Annotated in this window: 25 protein-coding genes; 13 read left to right on the plus strand and 12 right to left on the minus strand. The window is 69.7% G+C overall.

The window, feature by feature from the left end:
* From G5C60_RS36765 to G5C60_RS36785, 5 genes are all read right to left on the minus strand, one after another.
* Positions 1 to 824, minus strand: an 824-nt coding sequence (locus tag G5C60_RS36765) for a carbohydrate ABC transporter permease (protein ID WP_165266016.1), incomplete at its 3' end; no start/stop codon positions are given.
* 19 nt (positions 825 to 843) lie between these two features.
* A complete protein-coding gene (locus G5C60_RS36770; RefSeq protein WP_338146037.1) occupies positions 844 to 1755 on the minus strand; it encodes a carbohydrate ABC transporter permease in 912 nt (303 codons plus the stop codon).
* Positions 1756 to 1760: 5 nt separating this feature from the next.
* Positions 1761 to 3017, minus strand: coding sequence for a sugar ABC transporter substrate-binding protein (locus tag G5C60_RS36775; protein ID WP_165266020.1), 1257 nt, complete (start codon positions 3015 to 3017; stop codon positions 1761 to 1763).
* A 72-nt stretch (positions 3018 to 3089) separates the two neighbouring features.
* Entirely contained in the window at positions 3090 to 4118 is a 1029-nt protein-coding gene (locus G5C60_RS36780) for a LacI family DNA-binding transcriptional regulator (protein ID WP_165266022.1), read from the minus strand.
* 2 nt (positions 4119 to 4120) lie between these two features.
* Positions 4121 to 6490 carry an ATP-binding SpoIIE family protein phosphatase gene (locus G5C60_RS36785; RefSeq protein WP_165266024.1) on the minus strand — a complete coding sequence of 790 codons (2370 nt, stop codon included), beginning with the start codon at positions 6488 to 6490 and terminating at the stop codon, positions 4121 to 4123.
* Between the two features lie 329 nt (positions 6491 to 6819).
* On the opposite strand from G5C60_RS36785, the gene G5C60_RS36790 reads away from it, so the two are divergent.
* Positions 6820 to 7668: a glycosyltransferase family 2 protein gene (locus G5C60_RS36790; RefSeq protein WP_206440434.1), complete on the plus strand. Its 849-nt coding sequence runs from the start codon at positions 6820 to 6822 to the stop codon at positions 7666 to 7668.
* Between the two features lie 137 nt (positions 7669 to 7805).
* On the opposite strand, the gene G5C60_RS36795 is transcribed toward G5C60_RS36790, so the two are convergent.
* The 3 genes from G5C60_RS36795 to G5C60_RS36805 all read right to left on the minus strand — a co-directional run bounded on the left by G5C60_RS36795 (position 7806) and on the right by G5C60_RS36805 (position 11035).
* Positions 7806 to 9530, minus strand: coding sequence for a bifunctional 3'-5' exonuclease/DNA polymerase (locus G5C60_RS36795; RefSeq protein ID WP_165266028.1), 1725 nt, complete (start codon positions 9528 to 9530; stop codon positions 7806 to 7808).
* 52 nt (positions 9531 to 9582) lie between these two features.
* The gene (locus G5C60_RS36800) at positions 9583 to 10308 is read right to left on the minus strand and encodes a Clp protease N-terminal domain-containing protein (protein ID WP_165266030.1); all 726 of its coding nucleotides are present in this window, start codon (positions 10306 to 10308) and stop codon (positions 9583 to 9585) included.
* Positions 10309 to 10405: 97 nt separating this feature from the next.
* A complete protein-coding gene (locus G5C60_RS36805) occupies positions 10406 to 11035 on the minus strand; it encodes a LysE family translocator (RefSeq protein WP_165266032.1) in 630 nt (209 codons plus the stop codon).
* 475 nt (positions 11036 to 11510) lie between these two features.
* Between G5C60_RS36805 and G5C60_RS36810 the strand changes: the two genes are divergently transcribed.
* Positions 11511 to 12653, plus strand: a complete 1143-nt coding sequence (locus tag G5C60_RS36810) for a DUF2786 domain-containing protein (RefSeq protein WP_165266033.1) — start codon at positions 11511 to 11513, stop codon at positions 12651 to 12653.
* A gap of 18 nt (positions 12654 to 12671) precedes the next feature.
* Here G5C60_RS36810 and G5C60_RS36815 read toward each other — a convergent pair whose 3' ends face one another.
* From G5C60_RS36815 to rpmB, 3 genes are all read right to left on the minus strand, one after another.
* Complete coding sequence (locus tag G5C60_RS36815) at positions 12672 to 13178, minus strand: hypothetical protein (RefSeq protein ID WP_165266035.1); 507 nt, start codon at positions 13176 to 13178, stop codon at positions 12672 to 12674.
* Positions 13179 to 13261: 83 nt separating this feature from the next.
* Positions 13262 to 13567 (minus strand): 30S ribosomal protein S14, encoded by a 306-nt coding sequence (rpsN, locus tag G5C60_RS36820; protein ID WP_165266037.1) that lies wholly within the window; start codon positions 13565 to 13567, stop codon positions 13262 to 13264.
* Positions 13567 to 13803 carry a 50S ribosomal protein L28 gene (rpmB, locus tag G5C60_RS36825; RefSeq protein ID WP_165266039.1) on the minus strand — a complete coding sequence of 79 codons (237 nt, stop codon included), beginning with the start codon at positions 13801 to 13803 and terminating at the stop codon, positions 13567 to 13569. Before rpmB ends, rpsN begins: the two co-directional genes overlap by 1 nt.
* Before the next feature lie 62 nt (positions 13804 to 13865).
* Between rpmB and rpmG the strand changes: the two genes are divergently transcribed.
* The 5 genes from rpmG to G5C60_RS36850 all read left to right on the plus strand — a co-directional run bounded on the left by rpmG (position 13866) and on the right by G5C60_RS36850 (position 16264).
* A complete protein-coding gene (rpmG, locus tag G5C60_RS36830) occupies positions 13866 to 14030 on the plus strand; it encodes a 50S ribosomal protein L33 (protein ID WP_165266041.1) in 165 nt (54 codons plus the stop codon).
* 5 nt (positions 14031 to 14035) lie between these two features.
* On the plus strand, positions 14036 to 14290 hold the full coding sequence (locus G5C60_RS36835; protein ID WP_165266043.1) for a type B 50S ribosomal protein L31: 255 nt from the start codon (positions 14036 to 14038) through the stop codon (positions 14288 to 14290).
* Positions 14290 to 15414 carry a CobW family GTP-binding protein gene (locus G5C60_RS36840; RefSeq protein WP_165266045.1) on the plus strand — a complete coding sequence of 375 codons (1125 nt, stop codon included), beginning with the start codon at positions 14290 to 14292 and terminating at the stop codon, positions 15412 to 15414. The genes G5C60_RS36835 and G5C60_RS36840 overlap by 1 nt, the downstream gene beginning before the upstream one ends.
* Before the next feature lie 6 nt (positions 15415 to 15420).
* Positions 15421 to 15654 (plus strand): 30S ribosomal protein S18, encoded by a 234-nt coding sequence (gene rpsR, locus G5C60_RS36845; protein WP_165266047.1) that lies wholly within the window; start codon positions 15421 to 15423, stop codon positions 15652 to 15654.
* Positions 15655 to 16042: 388 nt separating this feature from the next.
* On the plus strand, positions 16043 to 16264 hold the full coding sequence (locus G5C60_RS36850; protein ID WP_165266060.1) for a DUF397 domain-containing protein: 222 nt from the start codon (positions 16043 to 16045) through the stop codon (positions 16262 to 16264).
* Positions 16265 to 16330: 66 nt separating this feature from the next.
* Here G5C60_RS36850 and G5C60_RS36855 read toward each other — a convergent pair whose 3' ends face one another.
* Positions 16331 to 16828 carry an ATP-binding protein gene (locus tag G5C60_RS36855; RefSeq protein WP_165266049.1) on the minus strand — a complete coding sequence of 166 codons (498 nt, stop codon included), beginning with the start codon at positions 16826 to 16828 and terminating at the stop codon, positions 16331 to 16333.
* Positions 16829 to 17173: 345 nt separating this feature from the next.
* On the opposite strand from G5C60_RS36855, the gene G5C60_RS36860 reads away from it, so the two are divergent.
* The 6 genes from G5C60_RS36860 to G5C60_RS36885 all read left to right on the plus strand — a co-directional run bounded on the left by G5C60_RS36860 (position 17174) and on the right by G5C60_RS36885 (position 22937).
* Complete coding sequence (locus G5C60_RS36860; RefSeq protein WP_165266062.1) at positions 17174 to 17998, plus strand: helix-turn-helix domain-containing protein; 825 nt, start codon at positions 17174 to 17176, stop codon at positions 17996 to 17998.
* Positions 17999 to 18137: 139 nt separating this feature from the next.
* Positions 18138 to 19598: an aldehyde dehydrogenase family protein gene (locus G5C60_RS36865; RefSeq protein ID WP_165266051.1), complete on the plus strand. Its 1461-nt coding sequence runs from the start codon at positions 18138 to 18140 to the stop codon at positions 19596 to 19598.
* Positions 19599 to 19778: 180 nt separating this feature from the next.
* Positions 19779 to 20327, plus strand: a complete 549-nt coding sequence (locus G5C60_RS36870; protein ID WP_165266054.1) for a DinB family protein — start codon at positions 19779 to 19781, stop codon at positions 20325 to 20327.
* Positions 20328 to 20352: 25 nt separating this feature from the next.
* Positions 20353 to 20970, plus strand: a complete 618-nt coding sequence (locus G5C60_RS36875) for a PadR family transcriptional regulator (protein ID WP_165266056.1) — start codon at positions 20353 to 20355, stop codon at positions 20968 to 20970.
* A gap of 234 nt (positions 20971 to 21204) precedes the next feature.
* The gene (locus G5C60_RS36880; RefSeq protein WP_165266058.1) at positions 21205 to 22149 is read left to right on the plus strand and encodes an ATP-binding cassette domain-containing protein; all 945 of its coding nucleotides are present in this window, start codon (positions 21205 to 21207) and stop codon (positions 22147 to 22149) included.
* 38 nt (positions 22150 to 22187) lie between these two features.
* Positions 22188 to 22937 carry an ABC transporter permease gene (locus G5C60_RS36885; protein WP_165266064.1) on the plus strand — a complete coding sequence of 250 codons (750 nt, stop codon included), beginning with the start codon at positions 22188 to 22190 and terminating at the stop codon, positions 22935 to 22937.
* The last annotated feature ends 209 nt before the right edge of the window (positions 22938 to 23146 follow it).

Below are 23146 nucleotides of genomic sequence, written 5' to 3' on the forward strand. Positions count from 1 at the left end.
CTCTTGATGCTCCCCGCCATCAGCCCGCCCACGATGAAGCGCTGGAAGATCGCGAAGACGCAGACCACCGGCACGCTGATGAGGGCGGCGGTCGCCATCAGCGCTCCCCACGCGGTCCCGTGCTGGCCGACGAAGGCGTTGAGGAGGACGGTGACGGGCTGTACGCCGGGCTCCTCGGCGAGGGTGAGGCCGAAGACGAACTCGCCCCAGCCGATCAGGAAGGAGAGCCCGGCCACCGCCACCAGGCCGGGCACCATGAGCGGCAGAACGATGCGGAGCAGTACGCCCGTCAGTCCGCAGCCGTCGACCAGGGCGGCCTCCTCCAGCTCTCTCGGAACGCCGCGCAGCACAGGACGCAGCACGATCACCGCGAACGGCAGGGTGAGCGTGGTGTCGGCGGCGATCAGACCGATGTACGTGTCGTCGATGCCGGCCCGGCGTTCAAGGATGAACAGCGGGGCCGCCAGCACGATGCTGGGCGGCAGTTGGGCGACGAGCAGGGCGAGCACCATGGTGCCGGAGCCGCGCATCCGGACCCGGGCGAGCGCGTAGCTGAGGGGGACGCCGAGGAGCAGGGTGAGCGCGACGACACCGCAGGAGATCACCAGGCTGTTGAACAGGGCCTGGAGCAGGGCGTCGTCGTCCAGTGCCGCCGAGTAGTTCTCGGCGGTGACCGGCGCGGGGATCCACCGCGGGGACCTGCCCAGAATCCGGTCCGGCTCCGTGAGGCTGGTGTTGACCATCCAGTAGACCGGCAGCAGAAAGACGGCGGTGATCAGCGTGGCGGTCGCGGTGAGCAGCCAGGGGTGACGCGCCGGCTTCATACGGCCTCTCCCTCCCCGGTCATACGGCCTCTTCCTCCCGGCGCAGTCGCCGTACGTAGCCGATGCCCGCGAGCAGCGGTACGACGAGCAGCAGCAGGCCGGCGGCGGCTCCCTCGCCGAACCGGAAGAACCTGAAGAAGACCTCGTACACGTAGAGGGAAAGGACACTGGTGGCGTCGACGGGACCGCCGCCCGTCATCACGAAGATGATGTCGAAGACCTTGAACGTGTAGACGAGGCCGAGCAGCAGCACCGTCACCGAGACGGGCCGCATCAGCGGCAGGGTGATCCAGCGGAACCGCTGCCAGGCGCTCGCCCCGTCGATGGCGGCGGCCTCGTGGAGCTCCGGGTCGATGGTGTGCAGTCCCACCAGGAGCAGCAGCATGTTGAAGGGCACGCCGACCCATACGTTGGCGAAGACGACACCGGCGAGGGCGGTGCTCGGGTCGGTCAGCCAGTCGTGCGACAGGGCGTCCGGGCCGACCGCCCGGAGCAGGGCGTTGTACGCGCCGGACTCGCCGTCGAGCATCCAGCGGAAGAGGGTGCCGCTGACGACCGGGGGCAGCAGCCAGGCCATCAGCAGCAGTGACCGGAGCAGGCCGCCCAGCGGAAAGGGCCGGGCGAACAGCAGGGCAAGGGCGAAGCCGATCGTGAACTGGAACAGCAGCGACCCCACGGTGAAGACCGCCGAGAGGCGGGCCGCGTGCCAGAAGTCCTTGTCGGAGACGGTGGCCCGGTAGTTGGCGAGGCCGTTGAACCGCGTGTCCCCGCCGAGCAGACCGCTCAGGCCCACGTCGTGTACGGAGGTCCACGCGTTGTAGAGGAGGGGGTACGCCAGGAAGAGCGCCAGGAAGGCCAGTCCGGGCAGGGTGAAGAGGTACCCGGTGCGTCGTCGGTGCGAGGACAGCGGTGTGGGGCGGTGTGGCCGCACCGCCCTCACCGCCGCTCCAGCGCCTTGTCGATCTTCGCGGCGGCGGTCTTCGCGGCGGCCGAGGGCGCCGCGGAGTCGGTGAGTACGGCCTGCTCGGCCTCCGCGACCGCCTGGGAGATGTCCGGGTAGCCGGGCCCGTACTGGCGTGGACGGGCGACGGGCAGCTGGCCGAGGAAGAGCCGCAGGGCCGGGTCGGACGCCCAAGTGCCCCGGTCGGCCAGGTCCTTGCGGGAGGGGAGGTTGCCGAACGACTCCAGGTACGGCACCAGAACCGACGGACGCTGGGTGTACTTCAGTACGTCCCAGGCCTTGTCCTGCTGCTCGCTGCTCGCCATCACGACCCAGTTCTCGCCGCCCAGGCAGGTGGCGGACGTCTTGTCGCGGGGCAGGGCGACGACCGCCCACTGAAGGTCCTTCGCCTTCTTGAGGGTGGGGATCTGCCATGGGCCGTTGATCTGCATCGCGGCGCGTCTGTCGATGAACCGGGTGTTGACGTCCTGCTGGGTCCAGCCCACGCACTGCTCGGACAGCGAGCCCTTGGCGACCAGGTCGTCGAGGTAGGACAGCGCGGTCGCTCCGTCGGTGGCGAAGGTGTCCAGGTCGCCGCCGGCCTGCCACAGGAACGGCAGGAACTGGAAGACGCCCTCCTCGGTCTTGATCGCGCTCAGCGCAAGGCCGAACCGGTCTCCGCTGGTCAACCGCTGTGCCGCGACGGCCAGTTCGTCCCAGGTGGTGGGGGGCTTCACGCCCGCCGACCGGAGCAACTCGGTGTTGTAGTAGAGGGCGAGGCAGTTGCTGTTGTTGGGGATGCCCAGGGTCTTTCCGCCGACCTGGCAGCCGGCCCAGGGGCCGTCGTAGTACTGGTCCGCCTGGCCCCATTCCTCGACCCTGTCGGTGAGATCGGCCAGGAGGCCGCTGCCGCCCAGGGAGTTCATCGCGACGTTGTCGACGATGGCGATGTCCGGCAGCTTGCCGGAGACCGCGCCCAGGGTGAGCTGCCGTTCGAGGTCCGCGAAGGGGACGGTCCGACGGTTGATCCGTACGCCGGGGACGTTGGCCTCGATGTCCTTGATGAGGGCCGTCATGCCGGGCTGGAAGTTCTCCAGCGAGAAGTAGTCCCACCAGGTGAGGGTGGTCGTGCCACCGCTTCCCTGTTCGGAATTCCCGGAACCGCAGGAGGCCAGGGCCCCACTCAGGCCGAGCGCGGTGACTCCCGCGCCCGCGGCACGCAGAAAGCCACGGCGGTCAACGGTGGACGGCATATTCCGCTCCCATCAGCAATCGGATCAGCAATCGGATCAGAACTCGGCTCAGAAATTGGCTCAGCAATTGGCTCAGAAATCGGAACCCGGGAAATTCGGTATATCCGGAAAGTCCGGGAAATCCGGCTCCGGTTCCGAACCGGGCACCGGCCTGCACGGACCCGTACTGGCGCGAAGCGAGATCAGGGGCTTCAGCAGGACGTGCCGAGGGGGCGATCCGGGTGAGGCGAGCCGTTCCAGGATCAGCTCGACAGCGACCCGGCTCATCTCCTCGGCGGGGATCTCGGCGGCGGTGAGCTGCGGGGTCACCCGCTCCGCCCAGCGCCCGGCCGCCACGCCGACGACCGAGAAGTCACGGGGTACGGCACGGCCGTGCCGCGTCAGCCCGCGGTACAGACCCGTAAGCGCCGCCTCGTTCATGGTGACCACTGAGGTGGTCGCCGGTTCGTCCCGCAGGATCCGCTCCATCACCGCCTCCCCCGATGCGGTGTCGTCGTCGCAGAGATACGCGTGCGGGGTGAGCCCCAGCTGCGTCATGGCATCGGTGTAGCCCTCGAGGCCGAGGTGCGCGAACCCGTACCCGCTCTCGAAGAGCTGCTCCGACCGATTGACGAAGGCGATCCTGCTGTGCCCCAGATCGACGAGGTGCTGTACGCAACTGCCCGCGAGCCCGGCGAAGTCCATATCGACCCAGCCGGTCTCCTCCGCCTTCCGGTTCCTCCCGATGGTGACGAACGGAAAGCCCACCTTGGCCAGATGCTCGACCCGGTCGTCGTCCCGCCGGATCTCCATGACGATCAGCCCGTCGACGCGCCGCTCGGCAAGAATGCGCTGAAACGAAGGCTCGCTCTCCGTGTAACTGGGCGAGAGCAGCAGATCGTAACCGTGCTCCGTGGCAGCCTCGGCGACCCCGCCGATGAAGGCGAGCTGCATCCCGGTGTAGCGATGGTCGCGCCCGGCGGGCGGATAGAGCAGCCCGAGGGTATGGGTCGGGCGACGCCCCTGCTCGTACCCCTGCCCCTGCTCCTGCTCCTGCCCATGCCCATGTCCGTGCTCCGGGCCGCCATCCCCCGTCACCGGCTCGTCCGAGCGCCCGCTCATGTTCAGGAGACCGGGAGAAGTTGTTCGGCCCAGATTGTTTTGCCCGTGGAGGTCTGGCGGGTGCCCCAGCCCTGGGTGAGCTGGGCGACCATGTGCAGGCCGCGGCCGCCCTCGTCGAAGGTTCGGGCGCGGCGCAGATGGGGAGCCGTGCTGCTGGCGTCGGAGACCTCGCAGATGAGGGCGCGGTCGCGGATCAGGCGCAGGCCGATGGGGACGGCCCCGTACCGGATGGCGTTCGTGACCAGCTCGCTCACCACCACCTCGGTGGTGAAGGCCACGTCGTCCAGACCCCAGGTGGCCAGTTGGCGGCAGGTCTGGGCCCGGGCGGCGGCGACGATCGCGGGGTCGGCCGGCAGGGCCCAGGCGGCGACCTGGTCGGCGTGCAGCGCGCGGGTGCGCGCGAGAAGCAGCGCCACGTCGTCGGCGGGGCTGTCGGGCAGCAGCGCCTTGAGGATGGCGTCGCAGGTGACATCGAGCGAGGGCACGGGGGAGGCCAGTGCCTCGCAGAGCCGGTCGAGGCCGATACCGAGGTCGTGGTCGCGCGTTTCGATCAGGCCGTCGGTGTAGAAGGCGAGCAGGGATCCCTCGGGCAGTTCGATCTCGGTGGACTCGAAGGGCAGTCCGCCGACACCCAGCAGCGGACCGGGGGAGAGCTCGATCAGGGTGACCGTACCGTCGGGGAGGAGTACGGCGGGCGGCGGATGGCCGGCGCTGGCGAGGGTGCAGACGCGGGAGACCGGGTCGTAGACGGCGTACAGGCAGGTGGCGCCGATCTCGCCGAAATCACCGGAGTACGGCATGTCCTCGGGGGCGGTGTCGTCGTCCGTGGAGAGGTGAATGACCAGGTCGTCGAGATGGGTGAGGAGCTCGTCCGGCGGCAGATCGACGTCGGCGAGCGTACGTACGGCCGTACGGAGCCGTCCCATGGTCGCCGAGGCGTGCAGGCCGTGACCGACCACGTCCCCGACGACCAGGGCGACCCGGGTGCCGGACAGCGGAACCACGTCGAACCAGTCGCCGCCCACCCCGGCCCGCGAACCGGCCGGCAGATAGCGGAACGCGACCTCGACGGCCGCCTGCTTGGGGAACTCGCGCGGCAGAAGGCTGCGCTGGAGTGTGAGCGCGTTGGTGCGCTCGCGGGTGTAACGGCGCGCGTTGTCCACGCCGACGGCCGCCCGGCCCGCCAGTTCCTCGGCGAGGACCAGATCGTCCTGCTCGAAGCGCTCCGAGGACCTGCTCCGCGCGAAGACGGCCACCCCGAGCGTGATCCCGCGGGCCCGCAGCGGAACCGCCATGAGCGAGTGGAATCCGTGCCCGCGTACGCTCGCGCTCCTGGCCTGGCTCTGGCCGATCCACCGCACGAAGTCGGGATCGCCCGCCCCGCTGAGCACCGCCCGCCCGGTGGCCAGACAGCGCGCCGGAGGCGAGAACGGCGGATAGGTGTCGGCCTCGCCGAGGTCGACCACGGCGTCGGGCGTCTCCTCGGAGCCGGACGCGTGCGCGATCCGCCGCAGCACCACGGCGGCGTCTACCGGCCCCGCGACCGGCTCGTCCCCGCGGGTCACGGACTCGAGCAGGTCCACGCTGATGAAGTCGGCGAGCCGGGGCACGGCGAGATCGGCGAGTTCCTGGGCGGTACGCGTCACATCCAGGGTGGTGCCGATACAGGCCCCCGCTTCGTTCAGCAGGGCCAGCCGCTGCCGGGCCCAGTGCTGCTCGCTGCTGTTGAACGTGGCAGTGCCGACACCGCACACCCGGCCGGTGGCGGGATCCCTGACGGGCCACATCTCGGTGATCCAGGCGTGCTGGCGGAAGGAGGACGGCGCCGGCGTACGGCGCTCGAAGCGCATCGGCGTCGCCTGCTCGGCCACCTGCTCGATGTGCCGCAGGAATCCCTCGTCCCCCTCGTCCCCCTCGTCCCCCTCGTCTCCGTCGTTCGTGTACTGGTCGGTGCGCTGCTCCGACGCGGTGGCGTGCCACCCGCGCGAATCCTTGGTGAAGGCGGACAGGTCGATCGAGGACTGGGAGAACGCCCACTCCACCACCTCGTGGTCGTACGCCGGCTTGGGCGCGTCCGTGGTGGCGGTCACGAGGAACGCCCGCGTCTCGCCGTTCCGGTCCAGCGAGGGGGAGGAGTGCAGGGTCAGATCGAGGCGGTGACCGTCCTGATGGCGGAGGGCTGCCGTGCCGCTCCATTCCCGCGAACTGGCCAGGGCGTATCCGGTGGCGTCGGAGAGTCCCACAGTGGCGAGCAGATCGGCCGCGGTGTGCCCCACGACCTCCTGCGCGCTGTAGCCCAGCAGCCGACGAGCTCCTTCGCTCCAGCCCGTGACGATGCCCTGCGGGCTGATGGTGGCTGTGGCGGTGTCCATCTCTGCTCAATTCGCGCCAGTCATGTCGTCATGTCACTGATAGTCCTCAGCGTGCGCGCTAAGAACTAAAGGGACAAGTCGGACTCGCTCGGCTCGATGACTTCCCGATGGCTTCCCGCTGACCGATCCGCGGCCGTGAGCGCACCTTCATCGACGTACGTACTACTGAGGACACCCCGGGGCTTCTCGAAGTCCCGGCACGCAACGCCGTACGGAAGGTGTATTTAAGGCGTCCTTACCGTGAACGACTAGCATCATCCCCTGTTGTCGAATGAGGTGGGGTGGGCGTCGTGTCGGTCGGGCCGCGGATCGCGGTTGCCGTGGTGACCATGGGGAATCGACCTGTCGAGGTCGATGCGCTGCTGGTTTCGGTGGCCAAGCAGGACCTCGAGCCCACGAGAATCGTGATCGTGGGGAACGGCTGCCCGCTGCCCGAGTTCACGGGGCTCCCCGGCGAGGTCACCACCATCGAGGTCGAGGAGAACCTCGGCTGCCCGGGCGGCCGGAACGTCGCGTTGCGGCGGCTGCGGGAGTTCGGGGACGTGGACGTCGTCGTCGAGCTGGACGACGACGGCCTGCTCGTCGACACCGATGTCCTCAGCAAGGTACGGGACCTGTACGCCGCCGATCCGCGCCTCGGCATCGTGGGCTTCCGCATCGCCGACGAGCACGGCGAGACCCAGCGGCGCCACGTGCCCCGGCTCGGCGCCAAGGACCCGCTGCGCGGCGGACCCGTGACCGGCTTCCTCGGGGGCGCGCACGCCCTCTCCATGAAGATGCTCGCGGAGATCGGCGACTGGCCCGCCGAGTTCTTCTTCGCGCACGAGGAGACCGATCTGGCATGGCGGGCCGCCGACGCCGGGTGGACCATCCGCTACGTACCGGAGCTGCTGCTCCAGCACCCGAAGACGTCGCCCGCCCGGCACGCGATCTACCACCGGGTCACCGCCCGCAACCGCGTCTGGCTGACCCGTCGCCGACTGCCCCTCCCGCTCATCCCCGTCCACCTGGCCGTCTGGATCGCGCTGACCCTTCTGCGCACGCGCTCCATCGGCGGCCTGCGCGCCTGGTTCGGCGGCTTCGTCGAGGGTCTGAGGGAGCCGGGCGGTGAACGACGGCCGATGCGCTGGCGAACCGTGTGGCATCTCGCACGACTGGGGCGACCGCCGGTCATTTGAGGCCGCCGTTCCAGGCGACCTTGGTGAGGGGCCGCAGGCCCCGATAGGGGCGCGGGGCTGCATCGATTTGCGGCTCCGCCGCGTGGGCGCGACCAGCCACGACGAACCCGCAGCTTCGAACCGCGCCCCCAGCGGAGCTACTTGGCATTCGCATAGCACTCCACCACCGCCGTCGTGAACGGAAACCGCACCGGCGTCTGCCCGAACGTCAGCCGCCCCGCCAGGTCCGCCGCCTCGCGGATCGCCGCGACCACCGTGTCCGCCTCCTCGGCCGGGCAGTGCACCATCACCTCGTCGTGCTGGAAGAAGACCAGCTCGGCGGCCATGTCCGCGCAGGTGCGGCGGAGCGCGGCGAGCAGCAGCAGGGCCCAGTCGGCGGCGCTGCCCTGGACGACGAAGTTACGGGCGAAGCGGCCCCGGGCGCGGGAGTTCGTGGAGGCGTAGCCCGGCACCCACTCCTCGGTGCCGGCGGTCCCGGCGGGCTCGTCCTGCGGGATCCCCGCCTCCTCCGACGAGCCGTCGGCGCCCGCCGCCGGAGGACACGTCCGCCCCAGCCACGTACGGACGAGCCGTCCCTCCTCGCCCGCCCGCGCCGCGTCGTCGACGTAGGCGACCGCCTTGGGGAAGCGGCGGCGCAGCGCGGCGAGGTTCTTCAGGCCGTCCCCGGACGTCTGCCCGTACACCGCGCCAAGGACCGCGAGCTTCGCCTGGTCGCGGTTGCCGGAGAAGGCGCGGTCGGAGACGGACTGGTAGAGGTCGGTCTCGCGGCCCGCGACCTCCATCAGGCCCGGATCGCGCGAGATCGCGGCCAGTACGCGTGGCTCCATCTGGTCGGCGTCCGCCACGACGAGCCGCCAGCCCGGGTCGGCGATCACGGCGCGACGGATCACCTTGGGGATCTGCAGCGCGCCGCCGCCGTTGGTCACCCAGCGCCCGGTGACCGTCCCGCCCGGCAGGTACTCCGGCCGGAACCGCCCGTCCCGCACCCAGTCCTGCAGCCACGACCAGCCGTGGGCGACCCAGATCCGGTACAGCGTCTTGTACTCGAGCAGCGGTTTGACGGCCGGATGGTCGACGGCTTCGATCTCCCACCGACGCGTGGACTTGATCTTGATCCCGGCCTGCGCGAAGGCCTTGACGACATCCGCGGGCAGATCGGGCCGCACCCGGCGCCCGAACGCGGCCGACACCTCGTCCGTCAGCTCGGCCAGACGCCGGGGCTCGCCCCCGCCCGTGTACCGCTCGCCGAGCAGTTCGTGGAGCACCTCGCGGTGCACCTCCGCGCTCCACGGCAGCCCGGACGCGTTCATCTCTGCGGCCACGAGCATGCCCGCCGACTCGGCGGCGGTCAGCAGCCGCATCCTCCCCCACTCTCGGCTTCGCTCGAGCGGGGGGACCCCCATCGGGTGATCCGTCGCGTCATGCCGTCGCTGCTGCTCGGCGTACACCTCGATGAGCTGTTCCAGCGGTACGTGCACGGGGCGCGGCTCGAAGAGGGAGGACTGCGAGCCGGGTTCGGCGGAGCGCTGCGGCGGATCCGGCGGTACGGGGCCGCCGCGCAGCCTCGCCAGGGCCGCGGCCGCCGACCGGGGTTCGCCGAGCCGCCCCTCGTGGCCCAGGAGGAGGGTCTCGGCGACCTCGATGTCGTAGCACCGCTCCACGCGCGCGCCCGCGGAGAGCAGCCGGGGATAGACCTCGCCCGTCGCCCGCCACACCCAACGGGTGACCTGCGGTCGGCTGCGCACGGCTGCGACGAGGTCCGGCTCCCTGACGACCGGCCCTGCGGGCAGCCCGTCGGAGCCGAGGGGGGCGAGCTCGGCTCCGCCGTCCTCGGCCGGTGCGAGAGCCCACCGGTCGGTCATGCCTGCGAGTGTGGCAGGCGGGTCTGACAACGGGGTGGGGGCTGACCGGCGGCTACTCCTGCCCCTCGACCGCCGCCCGCAGCGCCTCCGCGATGTGCGCCTCCGCGGCCTCCCTCTCCACACCTAGCCCGCTGAGTACGCCCGTACCGCCCTCGTGCTCCAGCAGCGCCAGCAGGATGTGTTCCGTACCGATGTAGTTGTGGCCCAGCCGCAGGGCCTCACGGAAGGTCAGTTCCAGGGCCTTCTTGGCGCCGGCGTCGAAGGGGATGAGCGCGGGAATGCTCTCGACCCTCGGCGGCAACGCGGCGGTCGCGGCCTCGCGCACGGCCGCCAGGGAGATGCCCTGCGCGACGATCGCCTCCGCGCCTATGCCCTTGGGCTGGGAGACCAGGCCGATGACGAGGTGTTCGGTACGGATCAGGTCGTTGCCCGCGTCCTTGGCCGCTTCCTGGGAGGTCACCACCACCTGCCTGGCCCTCTGGGTGTAGCGGCTGAAGCCCTGACTGGGGTCGAGGTCCGACTCGGCCTTCGGTACGAACCGCTTCTGGGCCGCCTGCCGGGTGACTCCCATGCTCTTGCCGATGTCCGTCCAGGACGCGCCGGAACGCCGGGCCTGGTCCACGAAGTGACCGATCAGGTGGTCGGCCACGTCGCCGAGGTGGTCCGCGGCGATCACCGCGTCCTGGAGTTGGTCGAGCGCGTCGGTGTGGACCTTCTTGATGGCTTCGATGAGGTCGTCGAGACGTACGGAGGATGTGCCGGGTGAGTTCTCGGTCATGCGTCAACCGTAGGTTGACAGCAGGGGGGTGTCAACCTCGGGTTGACGCTCTTGGTTTGGTGGTCCCTGGGTCCCTGGGTTCCTGGGTGTGGCTCGGTTACTTCGGGGAAGCCACAAGCAGCCGTACCGCGAGCCCCGTGAACACCGTCCCGCTGAAGATGTTCAGGCCCCGGGCCACCCGGCGGCTGTGGCGCAGCATGCTGGACAGGCGCCCGGAGAGCAGGCCCACCGAGGCGTCGAAGGCGAACCCCATGACCACCAGGGTGACGCCGAGGACCAGGAACTGGCCCATGACGTGGCCGAGTTCGGGGTTCACGAACTGCGGCAGGAACGCCACGTTGAAGAGGATCACCTTGGGGTTGAGGAGGTTGGTGACCGCGCCCTGCCAGAAGGCGCGCCGCCGGCCCGGACCGACCGTGCCGCCCTCCTCGGCCGGCGCCGAGCGGTCCCGGAACGCCTTGATCGCGAGGTAGAGGAGATATGCCGCGCCCACCCAGCGCAGTACGTGGTAGAGGGTCGGCAGGGCGGTGAACAGTGCGGAGAGCCCCAGCATGGCGGCCACCGCATGCACGAGCATCGCGAAGGCGACGCCGGCTGCGGCCATCACCCCGGCGACGGGACCGCCACGGCCGCCCATCGCCACGATGAACATCATGTCGGGGCCTGGGCTCACGACCAACGCGAGTGCGGCGACCAGGAACGCTGCGTAGAGGGAAGTGTCGACCATAGGGGCATGCTTTTCGCTGCCCCTACGGGGTGCGACCGAATTTCACGTGCTGAGACGGTTCGTTGTTGAGTGCGGGTTGGTTGGTGGCTGGTCGCGCAGTTCCCCGCGCCCCTGGGTTCGTTGGGGTGCGGGGTCGTGGGCCGGTGCGTCAGCCCGTCGCAGGGTGGGCATACGGCCCGGTGGTGGTACACGGTGCGGGTGGCCTGAGACCGAACCTACGCGACGGGCATACGACGCACCGACCCACGCCCCCTCCCGCCGGTGGGAGGGAGCGGGCACGTTGTGGCTGGTGAGCATGATGACTGACGGCTCCGGGAGCGCCCCTTCAGGGGCGCGGGGAACTGCGCGACCAGCCACGACGGCGCTGCAGCCGACAAACGACCCGGGTTTTCTGCTGGGGGCCTGGGGGCGCAGCCCCCGGGATGGGACGGGTAGGGGCGGCGGGGGCGAGAAAACTCCGTGACACGATCGACGCGTGAGTACGAGCACGCCAGGCCCCGTGGACCGCGCCTTCGAAACCGCCCTCTACACCGACACCGACACGGCCCTCGACACGGCCGCGTCCCTCCTCGCCACGGCCCCCGCGGCGGACGCCGAACTCACCCGCCGCGGCGAGGAGTTCATCGCCACGGCCTGGCGACGCGGCTGGCAGCCCGCCGACGTCGTACGGATCGTGCGACGCGAGCTGGCCGATACGCACGTACGACTGGTGTCGCGCCTGATCCTCAGCGCGGAGGCCCGCCACAAGCAGCCACGCGGACCGCGATGGACAGCGCAACTCCAAGAGCTGAACGCCAACACCGTACGAACAGAACGCACCGACCGCTTCGCGCACGCCACCGCCGTACTGGAGCTGTACCGCCTCCTCCTACGCCTGCCACCCCTCGAACTCCTCGACGACCCGCTCACCAGGCCATCCCAGAAGACAGCGGGGGGCCGCCAGGCGCCCGAGTCCCGCATGCTGCCCCGTATCCGCGCCCTGCTGGCCAAGGCAGAAGCGACCGGTTTCCCGCAGGAGGCGGAGGCGCTCACCGGCAAGGCGCAGGAGCTGATGGCGCGGCACAGCATCGACGAGGCGCTGCTCGCGGCGCGCACGCCCGCAGCCGACGCGCCCGGCGCGTGCCGGATCGGGATCGACCCGCCGTACGAGACGGCCAAGGCCACGCTGCTCGACGCGGTCGCCACCGCGAACCGCTGCCGCGCCGTGTGGAACGAACCGCTCGGCTTCTCCACGGTGGTCGGCTTCGAGCCGGACCTGGAGGCGGTCGAACTCCTCCACACCTCGTTGCTGGTGCAGGCCACCGCCGCGATGACGAAGGCGGAGGCAGCCGCCCGCGCGTCCGGTCGCCGTCGTACGAAGAGCTTCCGCCAGTCGTTCCTGGCGGCGTACGCCCACAGCATCGCCACCCGTCTGACGTCCGCCGCCGAGACCCAGGTGACCGCGGACCTCCTCCCGGTCCTCGCCACCCGCGAGGCCGCGGTCAGCGACCGAGCGGACCGCATGTTCCCGGAGACGACCACGACCCGCCTGCGCGGGGTCAACGACGCGGCGGGCTGGACCCAGGGCGCCGAGGCGGCGGACCGGGCCCAGGTCGAACCGCGTCGGCAACTGCCCTGACCACCGGCCGAGCCGGACTCAGGACCCCAAGCTCGCCGTGGGCAGCCCCGAAGGCAGCTTGCCGCCCTCCGAGCGCGTGTAGGTCTCCTCGCCGAAGCCCTCCCATGTGACCTTCATGGTCGTGGAGTTGACGGAGTCGACCATGCCCTCGGCCCGGTCCTCGTTGCCGTCGGTGCACTTCAGCGCGATCATCTGCATGCCTGACGTCTCCCGTGCGGTGCCGTTGCACACGGACCCGCCCGTCGAGAACAGCCCGGCCTGCCCGTCGTTGATCACCAGCGCCACGGCCTTGCCGCCCTTCGTGGCGAGCCAGCTCCCCTCCACACCGTCGGCCTCGGCCGTGCTTCCGCCGGTGTCCGCCGACTCGGTCGCCGCCGCGCTCGTCTCGGGCGACGAGGTCTCGTCCCCAGCTGTGCTTTCGTCGGAGCCGCTGCCGCTGCACGCGGTCAGGACGAGCGCGGCCGCCAGCCCCGCCGCCGCGGCCGCGATCCGCGCCTGCCTGCGCGAGAAGGTCGCCGAAGTCACTGAAGCCCCCAAGGGTCTGGCCGGAGTTGTCGCCGGGTCGGGTGACGACCGCAGCAAGCTACCAAGGGGTATACCAGGACCGTCTACCAGGACGACTTACGGACGCCGGGAAGGAAGCCCGCGTGCGCCTGCTTGCGCAGATTCACCCGTGACAGCCCGAAGGTGCGCAGGTACCCGCGCGGCCGTCCGTCCACACTGTCCCGGTTGCGTACGCGCGTGGCGCTGGCGTCACGCGGCTGCCTGCGCAGTTCCTCCCGGGCGGCGAGCTTCTCGGCCTCCGAGGAGGACGGCCTGCGGATGATCTCCTTCAGCTCGGCCCGGCGGGCCGCGTACCGCTGGACGATCTCCTGGCGCTTCTCGTTCTTCGCGATCTTGCTCTTCTTCGCCATCAGACCTTCACCCCACGGGCACGAATCCTGGCCACGGCCGCCTCGACGCCGATCGTGTCGACGGTCTTGATCCCCTTCGTGCTGAGCTTCAGCCGTACGTACCTGCCCTCGCTCGGCAGCCAGTAGCGCTTGCTCTGGATGTTGGGGTCGAAGCGGCGGGACGTACGGCGATGGGAGTGGGAGATGGTGTTGCCGAAGCCGGGTTGGGCTCCGGTCAGCATGCAGTGGGCGGACATGGTGACGTACCTCTCTGGGTTTTTGTTATTGGAAACGGGATCCGTTTTCATATACTAGCCGCATGGCACGCAACGAACTCCGCCCGGTCATCAAACTCCGGTCCACGGCCGGGACCGGCTACACGTACGTCACGCGCAAGAACCGGCGCAGCGACCCCGACCGGATGACCCTGCGCAAGTACGACCCGATCGTGGGCCGCCACGTCGACTTCCGAGAGGAGCGCTGATCCCGATGCGTGAGGGGATTCACCCGGCGTACGGCCCTGTCGTCTTCCGCGACCGTGCCGCGAACCACGCCTTCCTGACCCGCTCGACCATGACGAGCGAGAAGACGATCGAGTGGGAGGACGGCCATACGTATCCGGTCGTCGACGTCGAGATCTCGAACGTGAGCCACCCCTTCTACACGGGGACGGCCCGCGTGCTGGACACGGCAGGGCGCGTGGAGCGCTTCGAGAAGCGGTACGGCAAGCGCGAGGCCGGCTGATGCTGTCCGTCGCCATCGTCGGCGGGCTGCACGCCGAGGCCCGCAAGGCCGCTGTGGAGCGGCTGCTCGCGGACGTGCCGGGCGCCGTCGCGCTGCACCATGATCTGGCGACGGCCGTGCAGGGCACGGTCGTTCGCACGATCCGCGACCGCGGCGGTCTCGTCTCCACCGGTGAGGCGCCGCTCGTCAACGACTGTGCGTGCTGTGCGCTGCGCGAGGACCTGGTGCCGGAGCTGGAGCGGCTCGCGGAGGACGGGACGACCCGGCTCGCGGTCGTCGAACTGTGGGAGTCGGTCGAGCCCAAGGCGATGGCCGAGGTGGTGGCGAACAGCGGGCTGCGGCTCACCGGAGTGATCACCGCGGTCGATCCCGCGCTGGTGCTGCCGTATCTCGGCAACGGTGACGATCTCGCGGAGGCCGGGCTCGCCGCTGCCGCCACCGATCAGCGCACGATCGCCGACACCTTCGCGCGTCAGCTGGAGTACGCGCCCGTGCTCGCCGTCGTCGAATCCGAAGACGCTGACGACGAGGACCGGGCGCTGCTGGCCCAGCTCCATCCGACCGCCCGCCAAGTCCCGCTCGGCCACGGAGACTTGGCGGGTGCCGCGCTGGCCGGCTTCGACGTGGACGCCGCGGCCGCCGCCCAGCACCCGGCCTGTGCGCTGCTGCCGGCCGAGGCCGACGAGTGCGGGGTCTCCACGCTGGTGTGGCACCGTCGGCGTCCCTTCCACCCGGAGCGGTTGTACGCGGCGCTGGAGGACCTGACCTGTGCCGCGGCTCGCAGCCGCGGTCGGTTCTGGCTCGCCGACCGGCCCGACACGTTGCTGCACTGGGACGCCGCCGGAGGCGCCCTGTGCGTCGAGAACGCGGGCCCCTGGCTGGCCTCGCTGCCGGACGCGGCCTGGGAGATGGTGCCGCCGGTACGACGCGCCGCGGCGGCGCTCGACTGGCATCCGGAGCACGGCGACTGCTGCCAGCACCTGGTCTTCACGTCCCCGGGCCTCGACCGCGACGGCCTTGAACTGCTCCTCGAATCCTGCCTGTTGACCGACGCGGAGTACGCCGCAGGCCGCACCGCCTGGAAACAGCTCCCGCCCGCCTTCGACACCCTCCTGGAGGTCTGACCCCCCATGGCCCGCAAGCCCGAACGCAAGCCCCAGAAGTCCCGCCCCAACCCCTTGGACGCGGCCGGGATCACATACATCGACTACAAGGACACCGACCTGCTGCGGAGGTTCATCTCGGACCGGGGTAAGATCCGCAGCCGCCGGGTCACCCGGGTTTCCTCCCAGCAACAGCGACGGCTGGCCCGCGCGATCAAGAACGCACGGGAGATGGCGTTGTTGCCGTACGCGTCACGGTAGCCACGCACCACCTCACGGCCCTCCACCAGCGGTATTCGTGCCGCCGGCGGAGGGCCGCCGTCGTTGACGGCCGGTCAGTTCGACGGCCGTTCAATGGAACACAAACCGTGCGGGATACGTCTGTTCCTACGTACGAGGGGTTCGGCCGGCACGGGGCCGGAGGCCGCATGCGATGCGATCTCCGGGGCAGGCGCTGGGACAGCTGTCAACGTGTGAGGCGTGAGTGGGGCGCTGTAACCGCAGGACCACCGCGCGTGCACGTGCATCTGCCCATGCATCCGCACGTGAAGAGGGCTATGATCCGGGTCAGTTGACCATCGCATCACTGGCACCAAGACGCCACTGCGCCACCGGGGAGCGACCTGTGGACCACGACGTGTACAACGGCATGGCTGCCACGGAGCTGTACGGGGTGGCCTGGCAGAAGAGCAGGCACAGCAACTCCCAGGGCTCCTGCGTGGAGTTCGCCCGGCTGCCCGGAGGCGAGGTGGCGGTGCGCAACTCGCGCTTCCCGGACGGGCCCGCGCTCGTCTACACGCGCGCCGAGATCGAGGCCATGCTCCTGGGTATCAAGGACGGCGAGTTCGACCACCTGGTGGCGGGCAACTGAGGGCGATCGCCCCCTTGCGGACCGTAACGCGCGTAGAACCGCGGCGCGAAAAAACGCCGCGGTTCCTCAGCGGGCCGACTCGAGCCGGAACAGCGCCCACACGACCTTGCCGTTGAGCGTGCCCGCGAGCGGGTGCCATCCCCAGCTGTCGGCGAACGAGTCGACCAGGAACAGGCCGCGCCCAGACTCCGCCGAGAAGTCGTCCGAGTCGCGCGCGACCGGACTGTCATGGCTGGGGTCGCGCACGGCGCACACCAGCCTCTCGGTCCAGTGCATCAGGTGCAGCCGCACGGGCGGGTCCTGCTCGGGCCCGCGCGGAGTGTCGGAGGGCAGCGCGTGGCGCAGCGCGTTGGTGACGAGTTCCGAGACGACCAGGCACACGTCGTCGAAGCGATCGCCTATGTTCCACTCGTCGAGTGTTCCGCGCGTGAACTTGCGTGCGTCGCGCACCGCTTCGTAGCGGGCGGGCAGAGCACACGAAGCGGCGTTGGACACGGCCGCGGGATCCAGCGGCGGAAGCCCCTGCCGTAACGGCTCGAGCATGGTCGATCCATTCGTCCCCATGCGAGGCACTCCCGGGAATTCGCGGTCGTTGCGATGCAGCGGTGGCGCGGGACCATGGTTCCGAATGCGTACGGCAGATGCAAGGGCAGATGCACGTGCACGCGCCTGAATTGGACCTTGACGTACCGCTTCTTGACCATTTTTTCCGCCACCTTCTTGCTGTTTTTCTGCCTCTGGCTTGTCTTCTCCTTGCCTCTTCCTGAGCAACCGCCCTGCAGGTCTTGCCGTTTGTGTAACCGAACGAGTACAGCTTGGAGTGATTTAGTGGCAGACTGCGGCCCCTGAAGACGGTTGGGGAGGCGGACGAACGTGAGCGCGCAAGAGTCGGGATCGGTGGTACGACGCATGCTGCTCGGCTCGCAACTCAGGCGGCTGCGTGAGTCGCGCGGGATCACCCGGGAAGCGGCCGGGTACTCGATCCGCGCCTCCGAATCGAAGATCAGCCGTATGGAGTTGGGGAGGGTGAGCTTCAAAACGCGTGACGTCGAGGATCTGTTGACGCTGTACGGCATCACCGACGAAGCGGAGCGCAACTCGCTGCTCTCCCTCGCCAAGGAGGCCAACGTCGCGGGCTGGTGGCACAGTTACTCCGACGTACTGCCCAGCTGGTTCCCGACCTATGTCGGCCTGGAGGGCGCGGCGTCCCTGATCCGGTCGTACGAAGTGCAGTTTGTGCACGGCCTGCTGCAGACAGAGGCGTACGCCCACGCGGTCGTCCAGCGCGGCATGAAGGGCGCGAGTGTGGCCGACGTCGAGCGGCGCGTGGCGCTGCGTCTGGAGCGCCAGAAGTACCTGGTGTCCGAGAACGCCCCCGACTTCCATGTCGTACTCGACGAGGCGGCACTCCGGCGTCCGTACGGCGACCGGGAAGTGATGCGGGGCCAGCTCCAGCACCTGATCGAGGTGTCCGAGCGGCCGAACGTACGGCTTCAGGTCATGCCGTTCAGCTTCGGCGGGCACTCCGGCGAGAGCGGCGCCTTCACGGTGCTCAGCTTCCCCGAGTCCGATCTGTCCGACGTGGTCTATCTGGAGCAGCTCACCAGCGCGCTGTATCTGGACAAGCAGGAGGACGTCACGCAGTACGAGAAGGCGATGCAGCAGCTCCAGGACGACAGCCCGGGGCCGGACGAGAGCCGGGACGTGCTGCGGGGCCTGCTGCAACTGTCCTGAAAGTCTTCACAGGTTCTCCCAGGTGGTTCCCCAAGTCCCTTTAAACACAAGTACGATGACGTGCGATCAGACCTTGGCGCACAGATCGGGTGTCTGCCATCGGCGGGATCTGCCCCGGCAGTAAGGGATTGAGGGTCACATGTCGTCCTACTTCACGGACCTGGCTCAGCAGTACATCGACGGAGAGTGGCGTCCGGGCACCGGGTCCTGGGACATCATCGACTTCAACCCGTACGACGGCGAGAAGCTGGCGTCGATCACCATAGCCACGGTCGACGAGGTGGACCAGGCCTACAAGGCCGCCGCCCGTGTCCAGAAGGAGTGGGCCGCGACCAACGCCTACGCGCGGCGTTCGGTGTTCGAGAAGGCCCTGCGGATCATCGAGGACCGCGAGCAGGAGATCACCGAGGTGATCATCGCCGAACTCGGCGGCACGCATCTGAAGGCCGGTTTCGAACTCCACCTCGCCAAGGAGTTCCTGCGCGAGGCGATCCATGTGGCGCTGCGCCCCGAGGGCCGGATCATCCCCTCGCCGGTCGACGGCAAGGAGAACCGCCTCTACCGCGTCCCCGTCGGCGTCGTCGGTGTGATCAGCCCCTTCAACTTCCCCTTCCTGCTGTCGCTGAAGTCCGTCGCACCCGCCCTGGCCCTGGGCAACGCCGTGGTCCTCAAGCCGCACCAGAACACGCCGGTCTGCGGTGGCTCCCTGGTCGCCAAGATCTTCGAGGACGCGGGGCTGCCGGGCGGCCTGCTGAACGTCGTGATCACCGACATCGCGGAGATCGGTGACGCCTTCATCGAGCACCCGGTCCCCAAGGTCATCTCCTTCACCGGCTCCGACAAGGTCGGCCGCCACGTCGCCACGGTCTGCGCCTCGAACTTCAAGCGCTCCGTCCTCGAACTCGGCGGCAACAGCGCCCTGGTGGTCCTGGACGACGCGGACGTCGACTACGCCGTGGACGCCGCCGTCTTCAGCCGGTACGTGCACCAGGGCCAGGTCTGCATGGCCGCCAACCGTGTGCTCGTGGACCGCTCGGTCGAGGCGGAGTTCACCGAGAAGTTCGTCGCCAAGGTGAAGACGCTGAAGGCGGGCGACCCGCGCGACCCGCAGACGGTCATCGGCCCCGTCATCAACTCCTCGCAGGCCGACGCCGTTTCGGGCGCCGTCGAGCAGGCGATCGCCGAGGGCGCCACCGCGCTCCTGCGCGGCTCCACGACCGACAACCTCGTCGAGCCGAGCGTTCTGACGGGCGTGCCGGCCGACTCGGCGATCCTCAAGCAGGAGATCTTCGGCCCGGTCGCGGTCCTCATCCCGTTCGACGGCGAGGAAGAGGCCGTACGCCTCGTCAACGACACCCCGTACGGCCTGAGCGGCGCCGTGCACACGGCCAACATCGAGCGCGGCGTCTCCTTCGCCAAGCAGATCGACTCGGGCATGTTCCACGTGAACGACGGCACCGTCCACGACGAGCCGCTGGTCGCCTTCGGCGGCGAGAAGTCCTCCGGCATCGGCCGCCTGAACGGCGAGGCGACGGTCGAGGCGTTCACCACACAGAAGTGGATCTCGGTGCAGCACGGGCGGAGTTTCTTTCCGTTCTGAGTCCCGAGGGCCGCCTGCCTGGGGTGCCGAGCGCCGTCACTCTCGGGCATGTGATCTGGCCGTCAGGCCTGTCGAGGCCGTTTGGAATTCGCCGGGTCCTTGCGGACAGAACCTGACCGCAAGGGCCCGTAGCTTCGTCGGTGTCAGGCAAGAGGACGACCCGACGAAAGGCGGCCGGTCATGGTCACTCACGTCTCCCCGGAGGCACACGGCGACGAGCGCGGGGCACTGCTCTCCTTCCTGGAAGAGCAGCGCGGCGGCATCCGCAGGGCGGTGCTCGGGCTGACCGAGGAGCAGGCGACATCGCGGCCCAGCGCCAGCGAGCTGTCGCTCGCCGGGCTCGTCAAGCACGTCGCCGAGGTCGAGCAGGGCTGGATCGCCCGGGCCAGGCAGGAACCACCGGCGGTGCACCGGGACGAGTCGAACTGGCACGAGTGTCACCAGCTCGTGGGTGACGAGACGGTCGAGTCGCAGCTCGTGTACTGGGAGAAGGTCGCCGCCGAGACGGAGGCGTTCGTCCGGTCGGTGCCCAGCCTCGACGACACCTTCCCGCTGCCGGAGGCGCCCTGGTTCCCGCCGGAGGAGCGGGTGTCGATGCGCTGGCTCGCGCTCCATCTGATTCGCGAGACGGCCCGGCACGCCGGTCACGCCGACATCATCCGCGAGTCCCTGGACGGGAAGACGGCCTTTGAGCTGGTCGCCTTGGAGCAGGGCACAAGCTGGGGGTGACCCGTACGGGCTCTACGCTTGGCCCATGTCAGCGATCCGTCTTCTCGTCCTGGGTGCCGTCCGTCAGCACGGCCGGGCCCATGGCTACCAGGTGCGCAACGACCTGGAGTACTGGGGCGCGCACGAGTGGTCCAACGCCAAGCCCGGCTCGATCTACCACGCGCTCAAGCAGATGGCGAAGCAGGGCCTGCTGCACGCGCACGAGATCGCGCCGTCCACGGCCGGCGGCCCGCCGCGTACCGAGTACGAGATCACGGAGAAGGGCACCGAGGAGTACCTCTCGCTGGTCCGCCAGTACCTGACCGCGTACGACCAGAGACCGGACGTGCTCACGGCCGCGCTCGGCTCCATGGTCGACCTGGATCGCGAGGAGGTCCTCGAACTCCTCGAGGAGCGGGTGCGCACCATGGAGGAGTGGCGCAAGTCCGTCACCGAGTACTACACGCCCGAGGACGGCCCCGAGCAGCTCGGCCACATCGGCGAGATCATGAACTACTGGGTCCATTCGGCCGACACGGGCGCCGAGTGGACCCGCGGCCTGATCGAGCGGATCCGGGGTGGGGCGTACACGTTCGCGGGGGAGGGCGAGCCGTTCGTGGGGGTGCTCAAGGAGGGCGAGAAGAACCCGTACGCGACGGGGTAGCCGCATCCGGGGAATGCGCGCTGCGACGGCGTGCGTCCGAGAGGGCGCGCGCTGAGGCGGCACGCACCTGGAGGTGCGTTGAGGCGGCGCGCACTTGAGAGGGCGCGCTGAGGCGGCTTTGGTGTGGCGAGCCGGATCGGTTATTAATCAAGTTTGACTAAACGTCCCGATGGGCATAGCCTCCACCGGCGAGTAAGTAGTCAAGTTTGATTACGCTGCACCGAAGGGAGCCGGATGACCGACGCGATCGTCGTCGAGGGTGTACGGAAGCGATACGGGGACAAGGCGGCCCTGGACGGGCTGGATCTGGCGGTGCGGCGCGGCACCGTCCACGGTCTGCTCGGGCCGAACGGAGCCGGCAAGACCACCGCGGTGCGCGTGCTGACCACGCTGCTGCGGCCGGACGAGGGGCGCGCGGAGGTCGCCGGGCATGACGTGACGCGGGAGGCCGACCGGGTGCGGCGGCGCATCGGCCTGCTCGGCCAGCACGCGGCGCTCGACGAGGAACTCGGCGGACGGCAGAACCTGGAGATGTTCGGGCGCCTCTACCACCTGGGCGCCCGCCACGCGCGCGTGCGGGCCGACGAGCTCTTGGAGCGCTTCGGTCTCGCGGACACGGGCCGCAAGGCGGTGAAGCAGTACAGCGGCGGCATGCGGCGCCGACTGGACCTCGCCGCCTCCCTCATCACCGAGCCGGAAGTGCTCTTCCTGGACGAACCGACCACGGGACTCGACCCACGCGGCCGCGCCGAGGTGTGGGGAGCGGTGCGCTCCCTGGCCGGCGCCGGCACGACCGTGCTGCTCACCACGCAGTACCTGGAGGAGGCCGACCAGCTCGCCGACCGCATCTCGGTCGTCGACCGGGGCCGGGTCATCGCGGACGGTACCGCGGACGAGCTGAAGGCGAAGACGGGCGGGGACCGTATCGACGTGGTGCTGCGCGACGGGGGTCAACTGGGCGCCGCCGTGGCCCTGTTGCCGTTCAACAAGCCCGACGTCTCGGTGGACGCCGACCGTCGCCTCATCAGCGCCCCGGTCTCCGACCGCATGGCGGCACTCGCCGGGGCCGTACGCGCCCTGGAGGAGGCCGGGATCGAGGCGGAGGACATCGCCCTGCGGCGGCCGACGCTGGACGAGGTGTTCCTGCATATGACCGGCAAGGTCGAGGAGGCCGCGTGAGTACGTCGTTGAGCTGGGCCGTCACCGATTCCTGGACCATGACCCGGCGCGAACTCGCCCACTGGGCACGGCAACCCGTGCAGGTCGTCGTGGGGCTGGTGTTCCCCGTGATGCTGCTGCTGATGTTCGGCTATCTGGTGGGCGGCGGCAGCGGCATCGAGGGCGACTACCGCGAGTACCTGGTACCCGGCATGTTCGCGCTGACCATGGCCTTCGGCCTGGACGCCACCATGGTCGCGGTCACCGAGGACCTGAACAAGGGAGTGATCGACAGGTTCCGGTCGATGCCCATGGTCAGCGGTGCGGTGCTCGTGGGCCGTTCGGCCGCGGACATGCTGCAGTCGGCCGTGTCCCTCGTCGTGCTGGTCGGCGTCGGGCTCGCGATCGGCTGGACCTGGCACGGTTCGTTCGGCGCCTTCCTGGGCGCCCTCGGGCTGTTGCTTCTGCTGCGGTTCGCGATGCTGTGGATCGGCATCCACCTGGCGATGGTCGCGGGCAAGCCGGAGCTGGTGATGGCCGTGCAGATCCTGGTCTGGCCGGTCGGCTTCCTCTCCAACGCCTTCGCCACCCCCGAGTCGATGCCGGCCTGGCTGGGGGCGACCGTCGAGTGGAACCCCATGTCGGCGACGGCCACGGCGGTGCGTGAGCTGTTCGGCAACGAGGGCGGCGTGGTGAGTACGTCCTGGGCGGCCGAGCACGCCCAGCTGCTGGCGGTGGCGTGGCCGCTCGCGCTGCTCGCGGTGTTCTTCCCGCTGGCGGTACGGAGGTTCGGGGCGCTGAGCAAGTAGGCAGGTAGGCCGGAGGAGGGCGCCGGGACGCGAGCGCGAGGAGCCGGCGGGAGCGGGCGCTCCGGGCCGCCGGAAAGTCGTGGGGAGGAAGTGGGAACCCGGTCGCGGCGAGCGGTGTACCAGAAATAGACGCTGCGCGGGCGGCGTGCCGGGGCATCAGCTCGGCGTGGATCGGGGGTTCCCATGGAGCGGGTGAAGGGGTGGGGTGG

The organism is Streptomyces scabichelini, assembly GCF_011045015.1.
Taxonomy (GTDB): domain Bacteria; phylum Actinomycetota; class Actinomycetes; order Streptomycetales; family Streptomycetaceae; genus Streptomyces; species Streptomyces scabichelini.

Bases quoted from the DNA above. Each gene is read 5' to 3' on its own strand.
- G5C60_RS36775 (WP_165266020.1), bottom strand. From the start codon at position 3,017: ATGCCGTCCACCGTTGACCGCCGTGGCTTTCTGCGTGCCGCGGGCGCG.
- G5C60_RS36780 (WP_165266022.1), bottom strand. From the start codon at position 4,118: ATGAGCGGGCGCTCGGACGAGCCGGTGACGGGGGATGGCGGCCCGGAG.
- G5C60_RS36785 (WP_165266024.1), bottom strand. From the start codon at position 6,490: ATGGACACCGCCACAGCCACCATCAGCCCGCAGGGCATCGTCACGGGC.
- G5C60_RS36790 (WP_206440434.1), top strand. From the start codon at position 6,820: ATGGGGAATCGACCTGTCGAGGTCGATGCGCTGCTGGTTTCGGTGGCC.
- G5C60_RS36795 (WP_165266028.1), bottom strand. From the start codon at position 9,530: ATGACCGACCGGTGGGCTCTCGCACCGGCCGAGGACGGCGGAGCCGAG.
- G5C60_RS36800 (WP_165266030.1), bottom strand. From the start codon at position 10,308: ATGACCGAGAACTCACCCGGCACATCCTCCGTACGTCTCGACGACCTC.
- G5C60_RS36805 (WP_165266032.1), bottom strand. From the start codon at position 11,035: ATGGTCGACACTTCCCTCTACGCAGCGTTCCTGGTCGCCGCACTCGCG.
- rpsN (WP_165266037.1), bottom strand. From the start codon at position 13,567: ATGGCGAAGAAGAGCAAGATCGCGAAGAACGAGAAGCGCCAGGAGATC.
- rpmB (WP_165266039.1), bottom strand. From the start codon at position 13,803: ATGTCCGCCCACTGCATGCTGACCGGAGCCCAACCCGGCTTCGGCAAC.
- rpmG (WP_165266041.1), top strand. From the start codon at position 13,866: ATGGCACGCAACGAACTCCGCCCGGTCATCAAACTCCGGTCCACGGCC.
- G5C60_RS36835 (WP_165266043.1), top strand. From the start codon at position 14,036: ATGCGTGAGGGGATTCACCCGGCGTACGGCCCTGTCGTCTTCCGCGAC.
- G5C60_RS36840 (WP_165266045.1), top strand. From the start codon at position 14,290: ATGCTGTCCGTCGCCATCGTCGGCGGGCTGCACGCCGAGGCCCGCAAG.
- rpsR (WP_165266047.1), top strand. From the start codon at position 15,421: ATGGCCCGCAAGCCCGAACGCAAGCCCCAGAAGTCCCGCCCCAACCCC.
- G5C60_RS36850 (WP_165266060.1), top strand. From the start codon at position 16,043: ATGGCTGCCACGGAGCTGTACGGGGTGGCCTGGCAGAAGAGCAGGCAC.
- G5C60_RS36855 (WP_165266049.1), bottom strand. From the start codon at position 16,828: ATGGGGACGAATGGATCGACCATGCTCGAGCCGTTACGGCAGGGGCTT.
- G5C60_RS36860 (WP_165266062.1), top strand. From the start codon at position 17,174: ATGCTGCTCGGCTCGCAACTCAGGCGGCTGCGTGAGTCGCGCGGGATC.
- G5C60_RS36865 (WP_165266051.1), top strand. From the start codon at position 18,138: ATGTCGTCCTACTTCACGGACCTGGCTCAGCAGTACATCGACGGAGAG.
- G5C60_RS36870 (WP_165266054.1), top strand. From the start codon at position 19,779: ATGGTCACTCACGTCTCCCCGGAGGCACACGGCGACGAGCGCGGGGCA.
- G5C60_RS36875 (WP_165266056.1), top strand. From the start codon at position 20,353: ATGTCAGCGATCCGTCTTCTCGTCCTGGGTGCCGTCCGTCAGCACGGC.
- G5C60_RS36880 (WP_165266058.1), top strand. From the start codon at position 21,205: ATGACCGACGCGATCGTCGTCGAGGGTGTACGGAAGCGATACGGGGAC.
- G5C60_RS36885 (WP_165266064.1), top strand. From the start codon at position 22,188: ATGACCCGGCGCGAACTCGCCCACTGGGCACGGCAACCCGTGCAGGTC.